This is a genomic window from Pseudomonas sp. PK-RTE-24, assembly GCF_054052265.1.
The window spans coordinates 3,870,877-3,889,557 of record NZ_CM133224.1 but is presented as its reverse complement, the minus strand read 5'-3'; the positions used below and the strand labels follow the sequence as shown (position 1 = coordinate 3,889,557).

The following is an 18,681-nucleotide window of genomic DNA, read 5'->3' as shown; positions in this document are numbered from 1 at the left end:
TGGTCTGGTTGCTTTGCCTGGCCGGGAATCGCTGCCCTCACCCTAGCCCTCTCCCAGAGGGAGAGGGGACCGATCGGGGGATGTCTGGTAACTGCGCCGACCTGAAAAATCTTTGCCGAATCCATCATCGACTGGATCGTTCAGGTCGCCGGATATCTCCAGACGACGCGGTCAGTCCCCTCTCCCTCCGGGAGAGGGTTAGGGTGAGGGGCTTTTGATCTTCAGACCGTATGCAGATACCAGTTGTACTCAAGGTCAGAAATCGAGTTCTCGAACTCGGCCAGCTCGCTTTCCTTGCACGCAACGAACACGTCGATGTACATCGGGTCGATGTAGCGCGCCATGACTTCGCTGTCGTCGAGCTCGCGCAAGGCGTCGCGCAGGTTGTTCGGCAGGCTCTGCTCGTTCTGCTCGTAGCTGTTGCCTTCGACCGGCGCGCCAGGCTCGATCTGGTTGGTAAGCCCGTGGTGAATGCCGGCCAGCACCGAAGCCATCAGCAGGTACGGGTTGGCATCGGCACCGGCGACGCGGTGTTCGATGCGCACGGCGTCCGCTGAACCTGTCGGCACGCGCACGGCCACGGTGCGGTTGTCGATGCCCCAGCTCGGCGAGTTCGGCACATAGAACTGTGCGCCGAAGCGGCGGTACGAGTTGACGTTCGGGCAGAGAAACGCCATTTGCGCCGGCAGGGTCTCGAGCACACCGCCGATCGCGTGACGCAGTGCGGCGTTCTGCTCGGGATCCTCGCTGGCGAAGATGTTGTTGCCTTCTTTGTCCAGAATCGAAATGTGCACGTGCAAACCATTGCCGGCCTGGCCCGGATAAGGCTTGGCCATGAAGGTCGTGTCCATCTCGTGGTCGTAGGCGATGTTCTTCACCAGACGCTTGAGCAGAACCGCGTAATCGCACGCCTTGATCGGGTCGGAGACGTGATGCAGGTTGACTTCGAACTGCGCCGGGGCGCTTTCCTTGACGATGGCATCCGCCGGGATGCCCTGCTCTTTCGCGCCTTCAAGGATGTCTTGCAGGCAATCGACGTATTCGTCGAGATCGTCGATCAGGTAAACCTGGGTCGACACCGGACGCTTACCGGATACCGGTGAACGTGGCGATTGCGGACGGCCATTCACGTTGTCCTGGTCGATCAGGTAGAACTCGAGTTCGAACGCCGCGCAGATGGTCAGGCCGAGGTCGTCGAATTTGCGCACAACGTTGGCCAGCACTTCACGCGGGTCGGCGAAGAACGGCTGACCTTCGATCTCGTGCATGGTCATCAGCAGTTGAGCGGTCGGGCGTTTTTGCCACGGCTCGATGCTCAGGGTGCCGGGGATCGGGTAGCAGATGCGATCGGCATCGCCGATATCCAGGCCCAGACCGGTGCTTTCCACCGTCGAGCCGTTGATGTCCAGCGCAAAGAGCGACGCCGGCAGGTTGATGCCTTTTTCGTACACCTTATGAAGACTGGTGCGTTCGATGCGCTTGCCGCGCACCACACCGTTCATATCCGCAATCAGAAGGTCGACGTACAAAACCTCAGGATATTTCTTAAGGAATGCGTTGGCTTCGTTGAGTTGAACGGTACGCAGAGGGACCGACATGATGCACCTATTTAGCTGTTAATTATTATGTTCACCACTGTGTTGCGCAGCCAGTCAATCCGAAAGGCAAAGTGAAGTCAATAGCGAACACCCTGCCCTGCAGCCTTTATTTTTCGGGCTTTTCTTAACACTCTCGTGCCATATCCGCCGGTAAACCCCGGTAAACCTAAACGATTTGATGAACCGCGTTTAGAATTTTTTACATGACAGTTGTTAATTAAAATCAACGAAGCTAAGCTCCGGAAAAGCTCGTTCAAGCGACAGACTTCGAGGTGAATAAAAATGGCATTCAAGCCATTGATCGGCGTTACTGCGTGCGTCAAACAGATTGGCCTGCACCCCTATCACATCAGCGGCGACAAGTACGTACGTGCTGTCAGCGTTGGCGCTCAAGGGTTGCCAGTGGTCATTCCTTCCCTCGGCAACCTGACTGAAATCGATGACCTGCTCGGTCAGCTCGACGGTCTGTTGCTCACCGGCTCTCCCTCGAACGTGGAGCCCTTCCACTATCAAGGCGCGGCCAGTGCGCCCGGCACGGATCACGATCCGGCCCGTGACGCCACCACCCTTCCTTTATTGCGTGCAGCCATCGCGGCGGGCGTTCCGGTGCTCGGCATCTGCCGTGGTTTCCAGGAGATGAATGTGGCGTTCGGCGGCAGCCTGCATCAGAAGGTGCATGAGCTGCCCGGCATGCTTGATCACCGCGAAGCCGACAGCCCGGATGTGGCCGTGCAATATGCACCGGCCCATGCGGTCAGCGTGATCGCTGGCGGCGTGTTCGAAGCGTTGGGGCTGCCCGACAAATTTCAGGTCAATTCGATTCACAGCCAAGGCATCGACCGCCTCGCTCCCGGCCTGTGTGCTGAAGCCGTGGCGCCGGACGGTTTGATCGAGGCGATCTCGGTCGAGCACAGCACGACCTTCGCCCTCGGCGTGCAATGGCACCCGGAATGGCAAGTGCTGGACAACCCGAACTACCTGAAGATTTTCCAGGCGTTCGGCGCAGCGTGCCGGCAACGGGCGGCGAAGCGCAGTCAGCGCTGACTCAACCCAAGAATCCATAACGATTACTGCCCCCACGGACGTCGGGTGTGCCTGCGCACATCCGTCATTCGTGAACAGCGACACCCGTGATAACAACAAGTACGACCCAGGCAGCCAGGACGGCGGCGCCGAACAAGCCGGATCGGTACGGACAAAGGCCACTCAGGTCAACGCATATCCCCTGTGGGAGCGAGCCTGCTCGCGAAAGCGGTGTATCAGCAAACGATGATGTCGACTGACACTCCGTATTCGCGAGCAGGCTCGCTCCCACAGGTTCTGCGCCAGCTGACAGGCATTCCGGACCGCTCCGCAATCCACTTAAGCCCGGCCACATTGGCCAGGCACACGACACCTGTTGGGAGTTTCACATGGCAAACGCCTCCAGCACTTACCGCAAGGCACTCGAAGGTCATCAGCAACCGAAAAAGGTGTTGGTGAAAGTCGATCGTGTCACCAAGAAGTTCGACGAAACCGTGGCCGTGGACGATGTGTCCCTGGAGATCCATCAGGGCGAGATCTTCGCGCTGCTGGGCGGTTCCGGTTCGGGCAAATCGACGCTGCTGCGCATGCTCGCCGGTTTCGAGCGGCCGACCGAGGGGCGGATTCTGCTCGATGGCGTGGACATCACCGACATGCCGCCGTACGAGCGGCCGATCAACATGATGTTCCAGTCCTACGCACTGTTCCCGCACATGACCGTGGCGCAGAACATCGCCTTCGGCCTCAAACAGGACCGTTTGCCGGCCAGCGAAATCGATGCCCGCGTCGAAGAAATGCTGCGGCTGGTGCACATGACCCAATACGCCAAGCGCCGCCCGCACCAGTTGTCCGGCGGCCAGCGTCAGCGCGTCGCCCTCGCCCGCTCGTTGGCCAAACGGCCGAAACTGTTGCTGCTCGACGAGCCGATGGGCGCGCTGGATAAAAAGCTGCGTTCGCAGATGCAACTGGAGCTGGTGGAGATCATCGAGCGCGTCGGCGTGACCTGCGTCATGGTCACCCACGACCAGGAAGAAGCCATGACCATGGCCCAGCGCATCGCGATCATGCACCTGGGCTGGATCGCGCAGATCGGCAGCCCGGTCGACATTTATGAAGCGCCGGTCAGCCGCATGGTCTGCGAATTCATCGGTAACGTGAACGCCTTCGACGGCACCGTAGTGGAAGATCTCGAAGGCCACGCGATCATTCACAGCCCCGACTTGCAGCAGAAGATCTATGTCGGTCACGGCGTCAGCACGTCGGTGCAGGACAAGTCGATCACTTACGCCATTCGCCCGGAAAAAATGCTCGTCAGCACCACCCAACCGGAGTTCCGCTACAACTGGTCCGAAGGCAAGGTCCACGACATCGCCTACCTCGGCGGCCATTCGGTGTTCTACGTCGAGCTGCCCGGCGGCAAGATCGTCCAGTCGTTCATGGCCAATGCCGAGCGGCGTGGCGCGCGGCCGACCTGGGACGACAAAGTCTACGTCTGGTGGGAAGACGACAGCGGCGTGGTGCTGCGCTCATGAGAACTTTCAATCAGCAATTCTTGCGCCTGGTGCCCAGCGGACGAAAACTGGTGATCGGCATTCCGTTCATCTGGCTGTTCCTGTTCTTCATGCTGCCGTTCTTTCTGGTGATGAAGATCAGCTTCTCGGAAGCCGCGCTGTCGATCCCGCCGTACTCGGAGATCCACACCTTCGCCGAACAGAAATTCCAGCTGCTGCTGAACATCGGCAACTACACCCTGCTCGGCGAAGACGAGCTGTACCTGTCGGCGTACCTCGGCTCGCTGAAGGTCGCGGCATTGAGCACGCTGATGTGCCTGGTGATCGGTTTCCCGATGGCGTACGCGATCACCAAGACCGGCAAGGAAACGCAAAATGTCCTGCTGCTGTTGATCATGATGCCGACCTGGACGGCGATCCTGATCCGCGTGTATGCGTGGATGGGCATCCTCAGCAACAACGGGTTGCTCAACGGGTTCCTGATGTGGACCGGGCTCACCGATCACCCGATCGAGATCCTCAACACCAACACTGCGGTGTACATCGGCGTGGTCTATGCCTATCTGCCGTTCATGGTGCTGCCGCTCTACGCCAACCTCGTCAAGCACGACAACAGCCTGCTGGAAGCCGCGCAGGATCTGGGTTCGAGCAACTTCAACAACTTCTGGAAGATCACCGTGCCGCTGGCCAAGAACGGCATCATTGCCGGCTGCATGCTGGTGTTCATTCCGGTGGTCGGCGAGTTCGTGATTCCAGAACTGCTGGGTGGCCCGGAGACGCTGATGATCGGTCGCGTGCTGTGGCAGGAGTTCTTCAATAACCGCGACTGGCCGGTAGCTTCCGCGCTGGCGGTGGTGATGCTGTTGATCCTGATTGTGCCGATTCTGCTGTTCAACCGCAGCCAGGCCAAAGAGATGGAGGCACGGGGATGAAACGCTTCAACTTTTCCAGGTTCATGCTGATCTTCGGCTTGATGTTCATTTATCTGCCGATGCTGATTCTGGTGATCTACTCGTTCAACGCCTCGAAGCTGGTGACGGTGTGGGGTGGCTGGTCAGTGAAGTGGTATGTCGGCCTGCTCGACAACACGCAACTGATGGGCTCGGTGCTGCGCTCGCTGGAGATCGCCTGCTACACCGCGATTGCCGCTGTGGCACTGGGGACGCTGGCGGCGTTCGTGCTGACGCGGGTGACGCGCTTCAAGGGCCGCACGCTGTTTGGTGGTCTGGTGACCGCGCCGTTGGTGATGCCGGAAGTGATCACCGGCCTGTCGCTGTTGCTGCTGTTCGTGGCGATGGCGCAACTGATCGGCTGGCCGCAGGAGCGCGGCATCGTCACCATCTGGATCGCCCACACCACGTTTTGTGCAGCCTATGTCGCGGTGGTAGTCTCCGCGCGCCTTCGCGAGCTGGATCTGTCGATCGAAGAAGCGGCGATGGACCTCGGCGCCAAACCATTCAAAGTGTTTTTCCTGATCACCATTCCCATGATCGCGCCGTCGCTGGCCGCCGGCGGAATGATGTCGTTTGCCTTGTCGCTGGACGATCTGGTGCTGGCGAGTTTCGTTTCCGGGCCGGGCTCGACGACGCTGCCGATGGAAGTGTTCTCGGCGGTGCGCCTGGGCGTTAAACCCGAGATCAACGCCGTGGCCAGCCTGATTCTACTGGCGGTATCGCTGGTGACTTTCCTCGTCTGGTACTTCGGCCGCAAGGCCGAAGCCAATCGCAAACGGGCGATCCAGGAAGCGATGGATCAGACCGCAAACGAGTCGTGGCAACAGCCGGCAACGGCGACTGCCTGAGCAACACCGATGAACAACTGTGGCGAGGGGATTTATCCCCGTTGGGCTGCGAAGCGGCCCCTGCAGTTCTACCTGAAGACTCCGTATTCAGGTTTTGCGACTGCTACGCAGCCGAGCGGGGATAAATCCCCTCGCCACAAGGTTCAAGTGCACCGAGCTTTTGTGTTTTTGAATAAGAAGAAGGGAGTTGTACCGATGAAAATGTTTGGCAGGACTCTGCTGACACTGTCCTTAATGGGCGCAATGGTCATGGGCGCCCAGGCCAACGACAAGGTGCTGCGTGTTTACAACTGGTCCGATTACATCGCGCCGGACACCGTGAAGAAATTCGAAGACGAGACCGGCATTCGCGTGACCTACGACGTCTTCGACAGCAACGAAACTCTGGAAGCGCGCCTGCTCGCGGGCAAATCCGGCTATGACATCGTCGTGCCGTCGAACAGTTTCCTGGCCAAGCAGATCAAGGCCGGCGTCTACCAGCCGCTGGACAAGTCGAAGCTGCCGAACTGGAAGAATCTCAACCCGGTATTGCTGAAAAACGCTTCCGCCAGTGATCCGGACAACGCGCATGCGTTCCCGTACATGTGGGGCTCGATCGGCATCGGCTTCAACCCGGCCAAGGTCAAGGAAGTACTCGGCGCCAACGCCCCGACCAACTCCTGGGACTTGCTGTTCAAACCGGAGAACGCGGAAAAACTCAAAGCCTGTGGCATCAGTTTCCTCGATTCGCCGACCGAAATGCTCCCGGCCGCCCTGCACTACCTGGGCTATCCGGTGAACGACAAGGACAAGGCGCACATCGCCGAAGCCGAAGCGCTGTTCATGAAAATCCGCCCGTACGTAGCGTATTTCCATTCCTCGAAATACATCTCCGATCTGGCCAACGGCAACATCTGCGTGGCGGTCGGTTACTCCGGCGACGTCCTGCAGGCCAAGGCCCGCGCGGTGGAATCGGGCAACAAGGTGGTGATCGACTACAGCATTCCCAAGGAAGGCGCCGGCAGTTTCTACGACATGGTCGCCATCCCCCGTGATGCGGCGAACGTCGACAACGCCTACCTGTTCATGGATTTCCTGATGCGCCCGGACATCATCGCCGAAGTCACCAACAGCATCGGCTACAGCAACGCCAACGCAGCGGCCACGCCATTGGTGGACGAAGCGATCCGCAACGAACCGGGCTCGTATCCCTCGCAAGCGGTGATGGCGACGTTGTATGCCGTGCCGGATCAGCCGATTGCCACACAGCGGATCATGACGCGCGGCTGGACGCGGGTGAAGCTCGGTAAATAAAAACAGCGATGATCAAAATGTGGGAGCGAGCCTGCTCGCGAAGGCGCCGTGTCAGGCGATTGAGATGCCGCATGTGCCGACCCTTTCGCGAGCAGGCTCGCTCCCACAATGAAGCAATGCAGTGCTGAAAATTTTCCGTTCACGCAGCGCCTTACCACCGCTGCACCCTGCTCTGAACGGCCTCACCCGGCTCCCTCGGCTCGGGTGAATTTGCAGGCGCCTTCGGGCGCCTTTTTTTGTCCGTTCAGATCAGCGGCCAGTCCTGCACAACTCGATAGCGACCCTTGTGCGATTCGAACAGAGCGAAGCGTTCAGCACGCAGAAAGAACTCCGGCGGCGTGCGCGCTTCCGGCTCCGGCGCGCGGTACTCGCGGGCCAGCGTCAAGTGCGGACGGAACTCGTGGGTGGGTTGTTCAAAACCGAACGGCAGCATCGCCTGCTCCAGCGCGTAGACCAGGCGCAACAGCGCCGGCGGTGCCTGCTCGGGCGCCAGCGACAGCACACCGGCGCGATGCCAGACCTGCAAGCGATCCAGCTCAATACGCAACGTTTCGCCCGGAATACGCACACTGCCCGCTGCTTCGCAGACGCCGTGAATCTGCGCCAACGGCACCGCACCGAGGAACAGCAGAGTCAGATGAAAGTTATCCGCCGGCACCGGTTTGCCGCTGCGCAGGCCCAGCTCCGCGCGCCACTGGGCGATTGCCTTGCGCTGCGCCGGCGGGCAATCCAGGGCAAAGAACAGCCGCTTTGCAGGTTCATCCTTGCGCACCCCATCAATCATTGCCCTGCCCCCTTGTTCGTCATGATCGCGCCGATTCTACACAGCCTGTGCTGACGACTCGCGACAGGAAGCTATAGTTCAGGGATTGCCATCAACCGGAGGCTGCCATGCGCGAGATCCTCAGCAAAGAACCCTGGTGGGCCCGGCCACCACATCCCGGACAGGACGAAAGTGAACTGGAATGGGGCTGGCTGGTGCATTACAGCGAAGGCGAACCGCGCTTCGAATTCGTCCGCGAGAGGCCCAGCGACGAGCAGATCCGCAACCGCAAAAGTTGCCGGGTCACCCCCTCGCCCGAATGAATAGAGCCCGTGAGCACTAATCCTGTGGGAGCGAGCCTGCTCGCGAAAGCGGTGTGTCAGATAAAGAAATGTTACTGATACGACGCTTTCGCGAGCAGGCTCGCTCCCACAGGGTTATGCATTGATCAGTGGGGTTGGGTGTCGCCGGCGGCGGTGTCGATGCTGACAACAACTGACATCCCCGGCCGCAAGCGTTCTGCTTCCTGCTGATCGGGATCGATAGTGATGCGCACCGGCACCCGCTGGGCGATCTTGACGAAGTTGCCGGTGGCGTTGTCGGCCTGCAGCAAGGCAAATTCCGAGCCGGTGCCCGGCGAAATATGCTGCACATGGCCGGTGAATCTGCGGTGGTTCAAGGCGTCGACGGTGAAGCGCACCGGTTGCCCGACACGTACGTTGGCCATCTGGGTTTCCTTCATGTTGGCGATCACCCATTTCTGGTCCGGGACCAACGCCATCAACTGCGCGCCGGAGTTGACGTAGGCGCCCAAGCGCACGCCGATCTGCCCGAGCTGGCCGTCGCGCGGGGCGACAATTCGCGTGTTCGACAGATCGATGCGCGCCAGTTGCACCGCTGCTTCGGCACTGGCCACGGCGGCCTCCAGCGAGCCGCGATTGACGATCACCGTTTGCAGATCCTGACGGGCGATTTCCAGATTGGCCTTGGCCTGCGCCACAGAAGCCGTGCTCTGCGCGTTGGCAGCAAGGGTCACGTCGAATTCGCGCTTGGACACCGAGCCGTCGCGCACCAGTTCCTGATTACGCCGCAGATCGGCCTCGCTCTTGCGCAACTGCGCCTGGCTGTCGGCGAGCACCGCCTGACGCAATTTGATCGTTGCCTCGGCGCTGTTGCGTTGCTGCACGACGTTGGCCAGCCCGGCCTTCTGCACCGCCAGTTGTGCCAGGGACTGGTCGAGGCGTTGCTGATAAATGCGGTCGTCCAGACGCACCAGCAGATCCCCGGCCTTGACGTACTGGAAGTCCTGCACCGGCACCTCGAACACATAGCCGCTGAGCTGCGGGCCGATGATCGTCACCTGCCCGCGCACCAAGGCGTTTTCGGTGGTTTCGACCGCACTGCTGAACGGCGGCAGTTGCCACGCATACAGCACGATCAGCACGCCGACGATGGCGATTGCGGCAAAGCCCAGCGAAGATATGATCCGCACCCGCAGCGAACGCGGCGCAGTGTTCGGCGACGATGGCGGCGCTTCCCCTTCAGGCGTGGCGGCGATGGCATTGGTGGTTGTGGTGGTCGGTTCGGTCATGAAGAAGTGGCACCGCTGGGTGGTACGGAAGGTGTCGGCTCAATGGCTTTGGTGGTGCTCATCAGCCACAACGCACGAATCGAAAGCCAGATCATGGTCAGGACGGCAATGACCGCGATCAGCATGAAGACATCGTTATAGGCCAGCACGTTCGCTTCGCGTGTTGCCGCATTGGCGAGGCTGCGAATGCCGGCCAGATTGCGCAGGCTCGGGTCGGCGAGCAAACCGCCGTAGGCCGAACCGCCACTCTGCACGCGCGCCGCCACCAACGGATCGGACATCACCAGATGATCGACGATGTGGCTGGAGTGGTACTTCTCCCGCACGATCTGAAAAGTGCCAAGCAACGCCGCGCCGAGCAGCCCACCGAGGTTGTTGCAGATCCCGAACAGCACGGAAAAACTCACCAGGTTGCGCGGATTGGTCAGCACGTTGCGCGTGCCGAAGACCATGGTCGGGCCGAGAAAAAACGTACTGCCGAACGCCAGCAGGAACTGGCTGAAGTAGAGATTTTGCGGGCGGGTCAGGTTGTTGGAAAAACTGTCCATCACCGAACCGGTGGCCATCAGTGCCAGCGAGATGATCAACGGCATCAGCAAGTGTTTGGGGTCGATGGTCAGTGCGCTGGTGGCAAGCCCGGCGATACTGCCGATCAGCATCACCACATACAGACTGTGCAATTGCTCATAGCCCATGTTCAGGTTCTGCATGAAACCGACCGCGCCGGTGGATTGCTCCGAGGTGACCATGCGAATCAGGGTCACCGCCAGCGCCAGGCGAATCATCGTTCCGCTGCCCAGCCAGCGGGTCATCAACATCGGGTTGCTGCGATTGTGCTCAATGGCCAGGCCCATGATGATCAGCGCGATCGAACAGGCCAGCGCCACGCCGATCCAGTCCGCCTCCAGCCACCAGTCGATGCGCCCCAGCGACAGCACCGCGCACAACAACGCCACACCGGTGGCGAGGATGGCGAAGGTCAGGAAGTCGAGTTTTTCGAAGGTCTTGAAGCGGTCACCGGGCGGCAACTTCAGCAGCAACACACAGCCGAGTGACAGCAGGGCCATGCCCAATTCGAACAGATAGAGGCCGCGCCATTCGGCGATCTGCAACAGGTCTTCGGAGAACAGCCGCGCCAGCGGCAACGCCAATTGCGACGTGCCGAGGCCGAGTACCAACGCTTTGAGCCGCCACTTCGCCGGGAACGCCTGCACCATGTAATACAGACCCAGCGAGCTCAGCGCCGCACCGACCATGCCGTGCGCTGCTCGCACCGCCACTGCCGAGTTGAGATCGTTGACGAACAAATGGCCGAAGGTCACCAGTGCATACAGCACCAGAAACACCTCGGTGAACGCGCGCAAGCCGAACTGCTGGCGAAACTTCACCAACAGCAGGTTCATCGACACGTTGGTCATCACGTACGCCGCCGGCAACCAGGCCATTTCCGCCGTGGTCGCGCCGAGCGAGCCTTGCAGGTAAGGCAGGTTGGCAACCACCAGCGAGTTGCCCAACCCACCAGTCACCGCCACCAGCACGCCAACCGCCGCATAAGCCAGGCGCTTGGGCGTGGAGTGCAATGGTGTCGATGGGGAACCGGGCAGGCTGGGCTTTTCGTGGGGTTGCCAGTTGCGCGGGGCGTATTTATCCATGGATCGGCCTGGTGCTGGGGGTGAAGGAAGTTTGCCGCAATTTGACGGGCAATACACGACTCGACAGACACCAAGGAACCCTGTGGGAGCGAGCCTGCTCGCGAAAGCGCTGTGTCAGTCGACAACTTCATTGATTGAAAGTCCGCATTCGCGAGCAGGCTCGCTCCCACATGGGTTCGGCGTCGCATGGGAGGTCATCGTATAACTTCCAGTTGACAATCCCTGAAAATCTGGGAAATATCCGCATCGATGTTGTACGACGACGTATGACAAATAATAAAAACAACAAACGATCCAGGGAGCGTCACAGTGAGCCCACTCGCCCGCAATTCCGTCCGCCCTTCACGTTTTGCCCATTTCAAGCCGCGTTCGACCCTCAGCCTGATCGGTTGCAGCAGCCTAGCCCTGGCCCTGCCCATGAGCGCTGATGCCGAAGGCTTCCTCGACGACAGCAAAGCCACGCTGAACCTGCGCAACGCCTACTTCAACCGCAACTTCGTCAACCCGGCCTATCCGCAGGGCAAGGCTGAAGAGTGGACGCAGAGCTTCATTCTCGACGCCAAATCCGGCTTCACCCAAGGCACCGTCGGCTTCGGCCTCGATGTGCTCGGGCTGTATTCGCAAAAGCTCGATGGCGGCAAAGGCACTGGCGGCACGCAACTGTTGCCGATTCATGATGACGGTCGCCCGGCCGACAATTTCGGTCGCCTCGGCGTGGCGCTGAAAGCCAAAGTCTCGAAAACCGAATTGAAGGTCGGTGAATGGATGCCTGTATTGCCGATCCTGCGCTCCGACGACGGCCGCTCCCTACCGCAGACCTTTCGCGGCGGCCAGATCACGTCCACTGAAATCAACGGCCTGACCGTCTACGGCGGCCAGTTCCGTGGCAACAGCCCGCGCAACGACGCGAGCATGGAAGACATGTCGATGAACGGCCGCGGTGCATTCACCTCCGATCGCTTCAACTTCGGCGGCGGCGAATACAGCTTCAACGAAAAACGCACCATGGTCGGCGTGTGGTACGCCGAGCTCACCGACATCTATCAGCAGCAGTATTTCAACCTCAGCCACAGCCAGCCGATGGGCGACTGGACGCTGGGCGCCAACCTCGGTTTCTTCACCGGCAAGGAAGACGGCAGCGCTCAGGCCGGCGACCTCGACAACAAGACCGCGTTCGCCCTGCTCTCGGCGAAATATGGTGGCAACACCTTCTACGTCGGCCTGCAGAAACTCACCGGCGACGATGCCTGGATGCGCGTCAACGGCACCAGCGGCGGCACCCTGGCCAACGACAGTTACAACGCCAGTTATGACAACGCCAAAGAGCGCTCCTGGCAGGTGCGTCACGACTACAACTTCGTTGCGCTGGGCGTGCCTGGCCTGACCCTGATGAACCGCTACATCAGCGGCGATAACGTGCACACCGCCACCACCAATGACGGCAAGGAATGGGGCCGCGAATCGGAACTGGCCTACACCGTGCAGAGCGGCCCGCTGAAGAACCTCAACGTGAAATGGCGCAACGCGACCATTCGCCGGGACTTCAGCACCAACGAATTTGACGAGAACCGGATCTTTATCAGCTATCCGATTTCGTTGTTGTAACGGTTGGCGGTTTGCCCTGTGGGAGCGAGCCTGCTCGCGAAAGCGCCGGACCAGTCGACTTGTTCTGACTGGCACAACGCCTTCGCGAGCAGGCTCGCTCCCACAAGGGGATTGCATTGCAAGGCAGGTATCGGGTGTTGAAAAAATGAATCGCCCCTTCCGTCATCTACACCAAAAGTCGCGTTGACAAGATCCGGAAACCCTACCGATACTTCAGCGCAGTCATACGACAACCTACAACAAACCTAATAACAATGTGTTCAGGGATTGCCATGACGTCTATTTCTACCCCCCGCGCTCCTTTCAACCGCCTGCTGCTGACCGGTGCCGCCGGAGGCCTGGGCAAAGTCCTGCGCGAACGCCTGCGCCCTTACGCCAATGTGCTGCGCCTGTCCGACATCGCCGCCCTCGCCCCGGCCGTCGATGACCACGAAGAAGTCGTGCTCTGCGACCTCGCCGACAAGCAAGCCGTGCATCAACTGGTCGAAGGAGTCGATGCGATCCTGCATTTCGGCGGCGTTTCGGTCGAGCGGCCGTTCGAAGAAATCCTCGGCGCCAATATCAGCGGCGTGTTCCACATTTACGAAGCGGCACGCAAGCACGGTGTGAAACGGGTGATCTTCGCCAGTTCCAACCACGTCATCGGTTTCTACAAACAGGACCAACAGCTCGACGCCACTTCGGCGCGTCGTCCCGATGGTTACTACGGCTTGTCCAAGTCCTACGGCGAAGACATGGCCAGTTTCTACTTCGATCGCTACGGCATCGAAACCGTCAGCATCCGCATCGGCTCCTCGTTCCCCGAACCGCAGAACCGCCGGATGATGCACACCTGGCTGAGCTTCGACGATCTCACGCAACTGCTCGAACGCTCGCTGTACACACCAAACGTCGGCCACACCGTGGTCTACGGCATGTCCGCCAACAAAGACGTCTGGTGGGACAACCGCTACGCCAGCCACCTCGGTTTCGAAGCCAAGGACACCTCGGAAGTGTTCCGCGACAAGGTCGAAGCGCAGCCGATGCCAGCCGACGATGATCCGGCGCGGATCTATCAGGGCGGCGCCTTCGTCGCAGCAGGCCCGTTTGGCGATTGATCGCTCGACTTGATCCCCCTCCAATAAAAACCAAGGGAATGAGTATGCAAGCCGAATTGATCGTCGACGCCCGCAACGCGGTCGGTGAAAGCCCGGTCTGGGTGCCGCAGGAAAACGCTCTGTACTGGGTCGACATCCCCAACGGCGGGCTGCAACGCTGGAGCGCTGACACCGGGCACGTCGCCTCGTGGAAAGCCCCGCAAATGCTCGCCTGCATCACCCGCCACCGCAGTGGCGGCTGGGTCGCCGGCATGGAAAGCGGTTTCTATCGCCTGCACCCGCACAGCGACGGCAGCCTCGACAGCGAATTGCTCGCCACCGTCGGGCACAGCCGCGCGGACATGCGCCTCAACGACGGTCGCTGCGATCGCCAAGGGCGTTTCTGGGCCGGCAGCATGGTGCTGAATATGGGCCAGAACGCGCCTGAAGGCCGGCTCTATCGCTACGGCGCCGGGCAGACTGGCGTGATCGAAGCGCAGCTGGATGGCTTCATCGTACCCAACGGCCTCGCCTTCAGCCCCGACGGCAAAACCATGTACCTGTCGGATTCGCACCCCAACGTGCAACTGATCTGGGCCTTCGATTACGACACCGAGACCGGTACGCCATCGAATCGCCGAACCTTCGTCGACATGAATCACTTCCCCGGCCGCCCCGATGGCGCTGCCGTGGATGCCGAAGGCTGCTACTGGATCTGCGCCAACGACGCCGGCCTGATTCACCGCTTCGCCCCGGACGGTCGTCTGGATTTTTCACTGGAAGTACCGGTGAAGAAACCGACCATGTGTGCCTTCGGCGGCAGCAACCTGGACACCTTGTTTGTCGCCTCGATTCGCCCCGGCGATGACCACGATCCGCAATCCCTGGCCGGCGGCGTGTTCGCCCTGAAGCCAGGCATCAAGGGCCTCGCCGAACCGCAATTCAACGATTTGCTTTAGACCCTCTGCTGCACCGCTGCGCCTTGAACACAAAAATAACAAGACTGGAGACTCACCCCCCATGAACTTCAAACGCACCTTGCTCGCCGCTGCACTCCCGCTGATGTTCACCTTTGCTGGTGGCGCTCAGGCAGATATGAAACTCAAATTCGCTGATATTCATCCAGACGGTTACCCAACTGTGGTGGCCGAAAAGAGCATGGGCAAAACGCTTGAAAAGGAAACCAACGGCGAGCTGACCTTCCAGTACTTCCCGGGCGGAGTGCTCGGTTCCGAGAAGGAAGTCATCGAGCAGATGCAAGTCGGCGCGATACAGATGTCCCGGGTCAGCCTGGGTATCGTCGGCCCCGTGGTGCCGGATGTGAACGTGTTCAACATGCCGTTCATTTTCCGGGACCAGCAACACATGCGTAACGTCATCGATGGCCCGGTGGGCGATGAGATTCTCGACAAGATCACCAACTCCGAATTCAAATTGGTGGCCCTGGCGTGGATGGACGGCGGCACGCGCAACATCTACACCAAGAAACCGGTGCGCAAGCTCGAAGACCTCAAGGGCATGAAAATCCGCGTACAAGGCAACCCGATGTTCATCGACATGATGAACGCCATGGGCGGTAACGGCATCGCCATGGACACCGGCGAAATCTTCAGCGCCCTGCAAACCGGCGTGATCGACGGCGCGGAAAACAACCCGCCGACCCTGCTCGAACACAACCACTTCCAGAACGCCAAGTTCTACAGCCTGACCGGTCACCTGATCCTGCCAGAGCCGATCGTGATGTCGAAAATCACCTGGGAAAGACTCACTCCGGATCAACAGAAGATGGTGAAAACGGCGGCCAAAGCTGCCCAGGCTGAAGAACGCGTGTTGTGGGACAAGAAGTCCGCCGCCAGTGAAGAAAAACTCAAGGCCGCCGGCGTCGAGTTCATCACCGTTGACAAGAAACCCTTCTACGACGCCACCGCTCCGGTACGTGAAAAGTACGGTGCGAAGTACGCAGATCTGATCAAAAAGATCGAAGCCGTTCAGTAACGCCCCCCGCTCCATACTCATGAACAAGGCCCGGCGCGCCAGCGGTTCAGGCGCGCCCGGTTACGGTGGAACCCGATGAAGAATCTGCTGCTGCGTATCAACGACAAGATCTACATGACGTGCATCTGGGTCGCCGGCCTTTCCGTCCTGGCGATTTCCCTGATGATTCCCTGGGGCGTCTTCGCCCGCTACGTGCTCGGCACCGGTTCGAGCTGGCCAGAGCCGACGGCGATCCTGCTGATGATGGTGTTCACCTTCATCGGCGCCGCCGCCAGTTACCGCGCCGGTGCGCACATGGCCGTGGCCATGCTCACCGACCGCATGCCACCGCAGCTGAAATCCGCAGCAGCGATTTTTTCGCAACTGCTGATGGCGGCCATCTGCATCTTCATGACCATCTGGGGCACCAAGCTGTGCATCTCCACCTGGAACCAGTTCATGGCCGCCCTGCCCGATCTGCGCGTTGGCGTAACGTATTTGCCGATCCCCGTGGGCGGCCTGCTGACGCTGATTTTTGTTCTGGAAAAACTCTTGCTCGGTGACCAGAGCAAACGGCGGGTCGTGCAGTTCGACCTGGTTGAAGAAAGTGAAGGTGCCGCTTAATGGACGCTCTGATTCTGCTGGGCAGTTTTATCGTATTGATCCTGATCGGCATGCCGGTCGCCTACGCGTTGGGCGCCGCTGCGCTGATCGGCGCATGGTGGATCGACATTCCCTTCCAGGCGGTGATGATCCAGGTCGCCTCGGGGGTGAACAAATTCTCGCTGCTGGCCATTCCGTTCTTCGTCCTCGCCGGTGCGATCATGGCCGAGGGCGGCATGTCACGGCGGTTGGTGGCGTGTGCCGGGGTGCTGGTGGGATTCGTCCGCGGTGGCCTGTCGCTGGTCAACATCGTTGCCTCGACGTTCTTCGGCGCGATCTCCGGTTCGTCAGTGGCCGACACGGCATCGGTGGGTTCGGTGCTGATTCCGGAGATGGAGCGCAAGGGTTATCCGCGCGACTTCTCCACCGCTGTGACCGTCAGCGGTTCGGTGCAAGCCCTGCTGACTCCGCCAAGCCATAACTCGGTGCTCTACTCCCTGGCCGCTGGCGGTACGGTGTCGATCGCTTCGCTGTTCATGGCCGGCATCGTCCCGGGCCTGCTGATGAGCGCCTGCCTGATGGTGCTGTGCCTGATCTTCGCGAAAAAGCGCAACTACCCCAAGGGCGAAGTGATTCCGATGCGCCAGGCGCTGAAAATCGTCGGCGAAGCCCTGTGGGGCATGATGGCGATGGTGATCATCCTCGGCGGCATTCTCTCGGGTATTTTCACCGCGACTGAATCGGCGGCCATCGCGGTGCTTTGGTCATTCTTCGTGACCATGTTCATCTACCGCGACTACAAATGGAGCGAGCTGCCCAAGCTGATGCACCGCACGGTGCGCACCATCTCCATTGTGATGATCCTGATCGGTTTCGCCGCCAGCTTCGGCTACATCATGACCCTGATGCAGATCCCGGCGAAGATCACCACGCTGTTCCTGACCCTGTCGGACAACCGCTACGTGATCCTGATGTGCATCAACGTGATGTTGCTGCTGTTGGGCACGGTGATGGACATGGCGCCGCTGATCCTGATCCTCACGCCGATCCTGATGCCAGTGATCATGGGCATCGGTGTCGATCCGGTGCAGTTCGGCATGATCATGCTGGTGAACCTGGGGATCGGATTGATAACACCGCCGGTGGGCGCCGTGCTCTTCGTCGGCTCGGCGGTGGGCAAGGTCAGTATCGAAAGCACCGTAAAAGCGCTGCTGCCGTTCTATGGCGTGCTGTTCCTGGTGCTGCTGCTGGTGACCTACGTTCCAGCGATTTCGCTGTGGCTGCCGCACCTGGTGTTGTAACCCGCTGAAAAGATCGCAGCTCCTGCAGGAATCGCATACCCCTGTAGGAGCTGTCGAGTGCAACGAGGCTGTGATCTGTTGATCTTCACGCCCGCACCAGCATGTACCCCGCCACCACCAGACAGACACTGGCAAACCCCACCTGCAACGCCCGCGCCGGCACCTGCGCGCACAGCCTGCGACCGATGAGCATGCCAACGATGCTGGCGACAATGAACGCCGCACCCTGGCTGTCAATGCGCACCCCCGCATGAAACGCGCCGATCACCCCGATCGCGGAAATCAGACTGATCACCATCAACGACGTCGCAACGATGCCGCGCATCTGCACATCGGTCAGTTGCTTGAACGCCGGCACGATCAGAAAGCCGCCGCCGACGCCAAGTAAACCCGAAACCACGCCAGTAACCGCTCCCAGTGCAGCCAGGGTGGCGGTGCATTTGGCGGTCCAGTCGAAGCGCCCGGTCTGCTCGTTGAGCATGCAGTTTTTCTGCCCCCAACTGGCATGGCCGTGGTCGCTCGGCCCCGCTTGCTGACGGTCCTTTCTGAACATTCGCCAGGCGACCAGGACCATCAGCAGGCTGAACAGCATCATCAGAATCTTTTCCGGCAACTGATGCGCGAAGTAGATCCCCAGCGGCGAAAACACCGCGCCCAACGCGGCGATCAACAGCGCCGCGCGGTAACGTACCAGGCCATGGCGCAAACCATCGATCGCCCCGACCGCTGCCGCGCTGCCGACCGCAAACAAGGCCACCGGCGCCGCTTGCGTCATCGTCCAGCCGAGCCCGAGCACCAGCGCCGGCACTGCGAGAATCCCGCCGCCCGCGCCGGTCAGGCCAAGCACCAGCCCCATCACCACGCCAAACAGACTTGCCAGCAACATAGGA

Annotated in this window: 17 protein-coding genes; 12 read left to right on the top strand and 5 right to left on the bottom strand. The window is 60.3% G+C overall.

Annotated features, from left to right (window positions below):
• Positions 1-221: 221 nt before the first annotated feature.
• A complete protein-coding gene (locus tag ACV8MC_RS17610; protein ID WP_007918694.1) occupies positions 222-1,598 on the bottom strand; it encodes a glutamine synthetase family protein in 1,377 nt (458 codons plus the stop codon).
• A gap of 282 nt (positions 1,599-1,880) precedes the next feature.
• Between ACV8MC_RS17610 and ACV8MC_RS17605 the strand changes: the two genes are divergently transcribed.
• The 5 genes from ACV8MC_RS17605 (at position 1,881) to ACV8MC_RS17585 (ending at position 7,226) form a co-directional block, all read left to right on the top strand.
• Positions 1,881-2,642, top strand: a complete 762-nt coding sequence (locus tag ACV8MC_RS17605; RefSeq protein ID WP_457262783.1) for a gamma-glutamyl-gamma-aminobutyrate hydrolase family protein — start codon at positions 1,881-1,883, stop codon at positions 2,640-2,642.
• 368 nt (positions 2,643-3,010) lie between these two features.
• Complete coding sequence (locus tag ACV8MC_RS17600) at positions 3,011-4,153, top strand: ABC transporter ATP-binding protein (protein ID WP_039763289.1); 1,143 nt, start codon at positions 3,011-3,013, stop codon at positions 4,151-4,153.
• Entirely contained in the window at positions 4,150-5,064 is a 915-nt protein-coding gene (locus ACV8MC_RS17595; protein ID WP_457262781.1) for an ABC transporter permease subunit, read from the top strand. The genes ACV8MC_RS17600 and ACV8MC_RS17595 overlap by 4 nt, the downstream gene beginning before the upstream one ends.
• Positions 5,061-5,933: an ABC transporter permease subunit gene (locus ACV8MC_RS17590; protein ID WP_252876523.1), complete on the top strand. Its 873-nt coding sequence runs from the start codon at positions 5,061-5,063 to the stop codon at positions 5,931-5,933. Before ACV8MC_RS17595 ends, ACV8MC_RS17590 begins: the two co-directional genes overlap by 4 nt.
• A gap of 195 nt (positions 5,934-6,128) precedes the next feature.
• Positions 6,129-7,226 carry a polyamine ABC transporter substrate-binding protein gene (locus ACV8MC_RS17585; protein WP_073471234.1) on the top strand — a complete coding sequence of 366 codons (1,098 nt, stop codon included), beginning with the start codon at positions 6,129-6,131 and terminating at the stop codon, positions 7,224-7,226.
• Between the two features lie 244 nt (positions 7,227-7,470).
• Here the strand turns inward: ACV8MC_RS17585 and thpR are convergent, their stop codons facing one another.
• Complete coding sequence (thpR, locus tag ACV8MC_RS17580) at positions 7,471-8,010, bottom strand: RNA 2',3'-cyclic phosphodiesterase (RefSeq protein ID WP_150741094.1); 540 nt, start codon at positions 8,008-8,010, stop codon at positions 7,471-7,473.
• A 107-nt stretch (positions 8,011-8,117) separates the two neighbouring features.
• Here thpR and ACV8MC_RS17575 point away from each other — a divergent pair, with 107 nt between their 5' ends.
• Positions 8,118-8,312, top strand: coding sequence for a hypothetical protein (locus ACV8MC_RS17575; RefSeq protein WP_024013337.1), 195 nt, complete (start codon positions 8,118-8,120; stop codon positions 8,310-8,312).
• A gap of 125 nt (positions 8,313-8,437) precedes the next feature.
• On the opposite strand, the gene ACV8MC_RS17570 is transcribed toward ACV8MC_RS17575, so the two are convergent.
• Both ACV8MC_RS17570 and ACV8MC_RS17565 read right to left on the bottom strand, forming a co-directional pair.
• Positions 8,438-9,580, bottom strand: a complete 1,143-nt coding sequence (locus ACV8MC_RS17570) for an HlyD family secretion protein (protein ID WP_041480937.1) — start codon at positions 9,578-9,580, stop codon at positions 8,438-8,440.
• Positions 9,577-11,232 (bottom strand): MFS transporter, encoded by a 1,656-nt coding sequence (locus ACV8MC_RS17565; protein ID WP_236168615.1) that lies wholly within the window; start codon positions 11,230-11,232, stop codon positions 9,577-9,579. Before ACV8MC_RS17565 ends, ACV8MC_RS17570 begins: the two co-directional genes overlap by 4 nt.
• 309 nt (positions 11,233-11,541) lie before the next feature.
• On the opposite strand from ACV8MC_RS17565, the gene ACV8MC_RS17560 reads away from it, so the two are divergent.
• The 6 genes from ACV8MC_RS17560 (at position 11,542) to ACV8MC_RS17535 (ending at position 17,791) form a co-directional block, all read left to right on the top strand.
• Positions 11,542-12,837: an OprD family porin gene (locus ACV8MC_RS17560; RefSeq protein WP_016775185.1), complete on the top strand. Its 1,296-nt coding sequence runs from the start codon at positions 11,542-11,544 to the stop codon at positions 12,835-12,837.
• A 272-nt stretch (positions 12,838-13,109) separates the two neighbouring features.
• The gene (locus ACV8MC_RS17555) at positions 13,110-13,934 is read left to right on the top strand and encodes an NAD-dependent epimerase/dehydratase family protein (RefSeq protein ID WP_095182003.1); all 825 of its coding nucleotides are present in this window, start codon (positions 13,110-13,112) and stop codon (positions 13,932-13,934) included.
• Between the two features lie 44 nt (positions 13,935-13,978).
• Entirely contained in the window at positions 13,979-14,872 is an 894-nt protein-coding gene (locus ACV8MC_RS17550; protein WP_457262777.1) for an SMP-30/gluconolactonase/LRE family protein, read from the top strand.
• A gap of 61 nt (positions 14,873-14,933) precedes the next feature.
• Entirely contained in the window at positions 14,934-15,908 is a 975-nt protein-coding gene (locus ACV8MC_RS17545; RefSeq protein ID WP_150634991.1) for a TRAP transporter substrate-binding protein, read from the top strand.
• A 75-nt stretch (positions 15,909-15,983) separates the two neighbouring features.
• On the top strand, positions 15,984-16,511 hold the full coding sequence (locus tag ACV8MC_RS17540) for a TRAP transporter small permease (protein WP_056789065.1): 528 nt from the start codon (positions 15,984-15,986) through the stop codon (positions 16,509-16,511).
• A complete protein-coding gene (locus ACV8MC_RS17535; RefSeq protein ID WP_016775191.1) occupies positions 16,511-17,791 on the top strand; it encodes a TRAP transporter large permease in 1,281 nt (426 codons plus the stop codon). The genes ACV8MC_RS17540 and ACV8MC_RS17535 overlap by 1 nt, the downstream gene beginning before the upstream one ends.
• 85 nt (positions 17,792-17,876) lie before the next feature.
• Here the strand turns inward: ACV8MC_RS17535 and ACV8MC_RS17530 are convergent, their stop codons facing one another.
• Entirely contained in the window at positions 17,877-18,677 is an 801-nt protein-coding gene (locus tag ACV8MC_RS17530; protein WP_457262774.1) for a sulfite exporter TauE/SafE family protein, read from the bottom strand.
• Positions 18,678-18,681: the final 4 nt, after the last annotated feature.

What these genes read in the sequence shown, in the direction of transcription:
- ACV8MC_RS17550 (WP_457262777.1), top strand. Translation starts at nt 13,979, where the DNA reads ATGCAAGCCGAATTGATCGTCGACGCCCGCAACGCGGTCGGTGAAAGC.
- ACV8MC_RS17530 (WP_457262774.1), bottom strand. Translation starts at nt 18,677, where the DNA reads ATGTTGCTGGCAAGTCTGTTTGGCGTGGTGATGGGGCTGGTGCTTGGC.
- ACV8MC_RS17535 (WP_016775191.1), top strand. Translation starts at nt 16,511, where the DNA reads ATGGACGCTCTGATTCTGCTGGGCAGTTTTATCGTATTGATCCTGATC.
- ACV8MC_RS17585 (WP_073471234.1), top strand. Translation starts at nt 6,129, where the DNA reads ATGAAAATGTTTGGCAGGACTCTGCTGACACTGTCCTTAATGGGCGCA.
- thpR (WP_150741094.1), bottom strand. Translation starts at nt 8,010, where the DNA reads ATGATTGATGGGGTGCGCAAGGATGAACCTGCAAAGCGGCTGTTCTTT.
- ACV8MC_RS17565 (WP_236168615.1), bottom strand. Translation starts at nt 11,232, where the DNA reads ATGGATAAATACGCCCCGCGCAACTGGCAACCCCACGAAAAGCCCAGC.
- ACV8MC_RS17570 (WP_041480937.1), bottom strand. Translation starts at nt 9,580, where the DNA reads ATGACCGAACCGACCACCACAACCACCAATGCCATCGCCGCCACGCCT.
- ACV8MC_RS17605 (WP_457262783.1), top strand. Translation starts at nt 1,881, where the DNA reads ATGGCATTCAAGCCATTGATCGGCGTTACTGCGTGCGTCAAACAGATT.
- ACV8MC_RS17555 (WP_095182003.1), top strand. Translation starts at nt 13,110, where the DNA reads ATGACGTCTATTTCTACCCCCCGCGCTCCTTTCAACCGCCTGCTGCTG.
- ACV8MC_RS17540 (WP_056789065.1), top strand. Translation starts at nt 15,984, where the DNA reads ATGAAGAATCTGCTGCTGCGTATCAACGACAAGATCTACATGACGTGC.
- ACV8MC_RS17600 (WP_039763289.1), top strand. Translation starts at nt 3,011, where the DNA reads ATGGCAAACGCCTCCAGCACTTACCGCAAGGCACTCGAAGGTCATCAG.
- ACV8MC_RS17575 (WP_024013337.1), top strand. Translation starts at nt 8,118, where the DNA reads ATGCGCGAGATCCTCAGCAAAGAACCCTGGTGGGCCCGGCCACCACAT.
- ACV8MC_RS17610 (WP_007918694.1), bottom strand. Translation starts at nt 1,598, where the DNA reads ATGTCGGTCCCTCTGCGTACCGTTCAACTCAACGAAGCCAACGCATTC.
- ACV8MC_RS17545 (WP_150634991.1), top strand. Translation starts at nt 14,934, where the DNA reads ATGAACTTCAAACGCACCTTGCTCGCCGCTGCACTCCCGCTGATGTTC.
- ACV8MC_RS17595 (WP_457262781.1), top strand. Translation starts at nt 4,150, where the DNA reads ATGAGAACTTTCAATCAGCAATTCTTGCGCCTGGTGCCCAGCGGACGA.
- ACV8MC_RS17590 (WP_252876523.1), top strand. Translation starts at nt 5,061, where the DNA reads ATGAAACGCTTCAACTTTTCCAGGTTCATGCTGATCTTCGGCTTGATG.